The following is a 5489-nucleotide window of genomic DNA, read 5'->3' on the forward strand; positions in this document are numbered from 1 at the left end:
ACAGATTCTATTATTAATAATAGGGTCAGAGACAAACAAAACATTTTACAATGGAGAGTTTGATCCTGGCTCAGGATGAACGCTAGCGGCAGGCCTAATACATGCAAGTCGGACGGGATTGGAGAGCTTGCTTTCCATGAGAGTGGCGCACGGGTGCGTAACACGTATGTAACCTACCTTCGTCAGGGGGATAGCCTCTCGAAAGAGAGATTAAGACCGCATAACATTATCTGGTGGCATCATTAGGTAATCAAATATTTATAGGACGAAGATGGGCATGCGGAACATTAGCTAGTTGGTAAGGTAACGGCTTACCAAGGCTACGATGTTTAGGGGATCTGAGAGGATGACCCCCCACACTGGTACTGAGACACGGACCAGACTCCTACGGGAGGCAGCAGTAAGGAATATTGGTCAATGGGCGGAAGCCTGAACCAGCCATGCCGCGTGCAGGAAGACGGCCCTACGGGTTGTAAACTGCTTTTGTACTGGAATAAACCTTTTCACGTGTGAGAAGCTGAATGTACAGTAAGAATAAGGATCGGCTAACTCCGTGCCAGCAGCCGCGGTAATACGGAGGATCCAAGCGTTATCCGGATTTATTGGGTTTAAAGGGTGCGTAGGTGGTTCATTAAGTCAGGGGTGAAAGACGGCAGCTTAACTGTCGCAGTGCCTTTGATACTGATGAACTTGAATGAACTAGAGGTAGGCGGAATGTGACAAGTAGCGGTGAAATGCATAGATATGTCACAGAACACCAATTGCGAAGGCAGCTTACTATGGTTTGATTGACACTGAGGCACGAAAGCGTGGGGATCAAACAGGATTAGATACCCTGGTAGTCCACGCCCTAAACGATGAATACTCGATGTTGGCGATATACGGTCAGCGTCTAAGCGAAAGCGTTAAGTATTCCACCTGGGGAGTACGCCCGCAAGGGTGAAACTCAAAGGAATTGACGGGGGCCCGCACAAGCGGAGGAGCATGTGGTTTAATTCGATGATACGCGAGGAACCTTACCCGGGCTTGAAAGTTAGTGAATGTGACAGAGACGTCACAGTTCTTCGGAACACGAAACTAGGTGCTGCATGGCTGTCGTCAGCTCGTGCCGTGAGGTGTTGGGTTAAGTCCCGCAACGAGCGCAACCCCTATGTTTAGTTGCCAGCACGTCAAGGTGGGGACTCTAAACAGACTGCCTATGCAAATAGAGAGGAAGGAGGGGACGACGTCAAGTCATCATGGCCCTTACGTCCGGGGCTACACACGTGCTACAATGGATGGTACAGAGGGCAGCTACCTGGCAACAGGATGCCAATCTCATAAAGCCATTCACAGTTCGGATCGGGGTCTGCAACTCGACCCCGTGAAGTTGGATTCGCTAGTAATCGCGTATCAGCAATGACGCGGTGAATACGTTCCCGGGCCTTGTACACACCGCCCGTCAAGCCATGGAAGCTGGAAGTGCCTGAAGTGCGTAACCGCAAGGAGCGTCCTAGGGTAAAGTCGGTAACTGGGGCTAAGTCGTAACAAGGTAGCCGTACCGGAAGGTGTGGCTGGAATACCTCCTTTCTGGAGCAGTATCAAAGCAAAGCTTATGACAGTGTTACCTACATGATTATTTCTTAAATAAAAAAACAAAAGGAAACCCAAAAGATGAAGCCATCTGTGTGGCTCGGATCATCTGATGGTACGAGATTGTAAGCGATTACGATTGACGATTTACGAATTGATGAGGAAAATCTAAAATCGTAAGTCTGAGATCCGAAATCAACCCAGTCCTGTAGCTCAGCTTGGTTAGAGCACTACACTGATAATGTAGGGGTCAGCAGTTCAAATCTGCTCGGGACTACAAGCGGCGCAGCCGCGGTAAAACAGGGAATGGAGAATAGAGAGTAGTTAATAACCACTCACCAAATCAACCACTCACTAACGATCATCTTAAGGGGGATTAGCTCAGCTGGCTAGAGCACCTGCCTTGCACGCAGGGGGTCAACGGTTCGAATCCGTTATTCTCCACCACACCCTCCGTTTCCTGAAAGGGATAGGATATCATGCAAGTTGCGCGGTCGTTTGCCGGGCATAGGGTAAAGTTCTTTGACATATTGGAAGAAGTAATTGAAAAAGAGAAGACAACAGTATAGAGGACTGTTGTAGACTTTGGATCAAAGATAGAAAGAGAAAGGAAAAAAGACTTCGGTCCTTGATCCTTGATCTGAAAATCGTTAATCCGAATTACAACAAGAATCAAAAGCATACATACCGAGCAAAAGGCGGTATAGTAGAAGAAAGTAAGAAAGGGTACACGGGGGATGCCTTGGCTCTCAGAGGCGATGAAAGACGTGATAAGCTGCGATAAGCTACGGGGATCAGCAAATATGAATTGATCCGTAGATTTCTGAATGGGGAAACCTGGCTAGTTGAAGACTAGTCGCATAAAAGCGCGAACCTGCTGAACTGAAACATCTAAGTAAGCAGAGGAAGAGAAAATAATAATGATTTCCAGAGTAGTGGCGAGCGAAATGGAAGAAGCCCAAACCTATGCTGTTACGGCAGCATGGGGGTTGTAGGACCACAACATGAAAATCAGACAAAACCGGAACGGGGTGGGAAACCCGGCCATAGAGCATGAGAGCTGCGTACGGGTAATGAATGATGGGATAGTGGTATCCTGAGTACCGCGAGGTCGGAGACGCCTTGTGGGAATTTGCCGGCACCATCCGGTAAGGCTAAATACTCCTGAGAGACCGATAGTGAACCAGTACCGTGAGGGAAAGGTGAAAAGAACCCCGAACAGGGGAGTGAAATAGAACCTGAAACCGTGTACTTACAAGCGGTCGGAGCACAGTAATGTGTGACGGCGTGCCTTTTGCATAATGAGCCTACGAGTTACTCTTCCCTGGCAAGGTTAAGTGTTTAAGACACGGATCCGAAGCGAAAGCGAGTCTGAATAGGGCGTATAGTCAGGGGAGGTAGACGCGAAACCTTGTGATCTACCCATGGGCAGGTTGAAGGTGCCGTAACAGGTACTGGAGGACCGAACCGATAAACGTTGAAAAGTTTCCGGATGACTTGTGGGTAGGGGTGAAAGGCTAATCAAACTGGGAAATAGCTCGTACTCCCCGAAATGTTTTTAGGAACAGCCTGGCGGTTGAGTTATAAAGAGGTAGAGCTACTAATTGGGTGCGGGGGAGTCAAATCCTACCAAATCCAGATAAACTCCGAATGCTTTATAATATACGCTGGAGTGAGGCTATGGGTGCTAAGGTCCATGGCCGAGAGGGAAAGAACCCAGACCATCAGCTAAGGTCCCCAAATTATTGCTAAGTTGAACTAACGAGGTCCGATTGCACAGACAGCTAGGATGTTGGCTTGGAAGCAGCCATTCATTTAAAGAGTGCGTAACAGCTCACTAGTCGAGCGATCGGGCATGGATAATAAACGGGCATCAAGCAGTATACCGAAGCTATGGATTTGCAGTAATGCATCTGGTAGGGGAGCATTCTATGTTCCGGCGAAGCAGGAAGGACAACTGACTGTGGAGGATATAGAAAAGCAAATGTAGGCATAAGTAACGATAAGGCGGGAGAGAAACCCGCCCACCGAAAGACTAAGGTTTCCTGATCAACGCTAATCGGATCAGGGTTAGTCGGGGCCTAAGGTGAAGCCGAAGGGCGTAGCCGATGGACAACTGGTTAATATTCCAGTACTTTTTATAACTGCGATGCGGTGACGGAGTAGTGACACTGACGCGAACTGACGGAATAGTTCGTTAAAGGCCGTAGGTATATCAACAGTAGTTAAGTACGCTGATGATGCTGAAAGCTGATAGTACACCGAATCTTCGGACAAGGTGATAGTTCAGGTAATCAGACTTCCAAGAAAACCCGCTAAGCTTCAGGTTATAAAAACCCGTACCGTAAACCGACACAGGTAGTCGAGGAGAGAATCCTAAGGTGCTCGAGTGAATCATGGCTAAGGAACTCGGCAAAATGGCCCTGTAACTTCGGGAGAAGGGGCGCTGGCAGCAATGTCAGCCGCAGTGAAAAGGCCCAGGCGACTGTTTAACAAAAACACATGGCTTTGCAAAATCGAAAGATGACGTATAAGGCCTGACACCTGCCCGGTGCCGGAAGGTTAAGAGGGGATGTTAGTCGCAAGGCGAAGCATTGAATCGAAGCCCCGGTAAACGGCGGCCGTAACTATAACGGTCCTAAGGTAGCGAAATTCCTTGTCGGGTAAGTTCCGACCTGCACGAATGGTGTAACGATCTGGGCGCTGTCTCAGCCATGAGCTCGGTGAAATTGTGGTATCGGTGAAGACGCCGGTTACCCGCAACGGGACGGAAAGACCCCATGCACCTTCACTACAACTTAACATTGATATCGGATACAGGATGTGTAGGATAGGTGGGAGACTGTGATCCAGCTTCGCTAGGAGTTGGTTAGTCAACGTTGAAATACCACCCTTTCTGTATTTGGTGTCTAACTCGATAAGATCGAGGACATTGTTTGGCGGGTAGTTTGACTGGGGTGGTCGCCTCCAAAAAGGTAACGGAGGCTTTCAAAGGTAAGCTCAGTACGCTTGGTAACCGTACGTGGAGTGCAATAGCATAAGCTTGCTTGACAGTGAGACAGACAAGTCGAGCTGGGTCGAAAGACGGATATAGTGATCCGGTGGTTCTGCATGGAAGGGCCATCGCTCAAAGGATAAAAGGTACGCTGGGGATAACAGGCTGATCTCCCCCAAGAGCTCATATCGACGGGGAGGTTTGGCACCTCGATGTCGGCTCGTCACATCCTGGGGCTGGAGAAGGTCCCAAGGGTTGAGCTGTTCGCTCATTAAAGTGGCACGCGAGCTGGGTTCAGAACGTCGCGAGACAGTTCGGTCCCTATCTGTTGTGGGCGCAGGAAGTTTGAGTGGGGCTGACCTTAGTACGAGAGGACCGGGTTGGACTAACCTCTGGTGAATCTGTTATGGCGCCAGCTGTATTGCAGAGTAGCTACGTTGGGAATAGATAAGCGCTGAAAGCATCTAAGTGCGAAACTAGCCACAAGATGAGACTTCCATTGAGGGTCGTAGCAGACTACTACGTTGATAGGTTACAGGTCTAAAGGTGGTGACATCAAAGCCGAGTAATACTAATTGCCCGAAGCTTTCTCATAGCAGGTAATAATGGGTTGTACGTAAGACGTTTAACGTTAAACGTACAACCCGAACAATACAATACTGTTGTTTTCTCAAAATCAATCACTTCTTTCAATAATATGTCATTGTTTGTTGAGGACAAAAGATGAGTGGAACAAAGAGTAAGGAGAAAAAGTCTTTATTCCATGCTCCCCAAATCCATACTCCAATAACAAACTATAAAAATATTCAGGTGCCTATATCGGCGGTGTCTACCTCTTCCCATTCCGAACAGAGAAGTCAAGCCCGCCAGAGCCGATGGTACTGCGGTAAAACGTGGGAGAGTAGGTCGGTGCCCAATCTTA

Annotated in this window: 2 tRNA genes and 3 rRNA genes; all 5 read left to right on the forward strand. The window is 48.4% G+C overall.

The features are described 5' to 3' along the window. The first annotated feature begins 47 nt into the window (after positions 1-47). The 5 genes from QWZ01_RS23775 to rrf all read left to right on the forward strand — a co-directional run bounded on the left by QWZ01_RS23775 (position 48) and on the right by rrf (position 5485). Positions 48-1569: ribosomal RNA gene (locus tag QWZ01_RS23775) — 16S ribosomal RNA — on the forward strand. 205 nt (positions 1570-1774) lie between these two features. After that, positions 1775-1849 (forward strand) — tRNA-Ile (locus QWZ01_RS23780). 93 nt (positions 1850-1942) lie between these two features. Beyond that, positions 1943-2019: transfer RNA gene (locus tag QWZ01_RS23785), tRNA-Ala, on the forward strand. 263 nt (positions 2020-2282) lie between these two features. Further along, a 23S ribosomal RNA gene (locus tag QWZ01_RS23790) occupies positions 2283-5161 on the forward strand. Positions 5162-5373: 212 nt separating this feature from the next. Beyond that, a 5S ribosomal RNA gene (gene rrf, locus QWZ01_RS23795) occupies positions 5374-5485 on the forward strand. Together the 16S, 23S and 5S rRNA genes with 2 tRNA genes alongside form the textbook arrangement of a ribosomal RNA operon. Positions 5486-5489 lie beyond the last annotated feature (4 nt).

The sequence above is a fragment of the Mucilaginibacter aquaedulcis genome, from assembly GCF_030409325.1.
Classification (GTDB): Bacteria; Bacteroidota; Bacteroidia; order Sphingobacteriales; family Sphingobacteriaceae; genus Mucilaginibacter; species Mucilaginibacter aquaedulcis.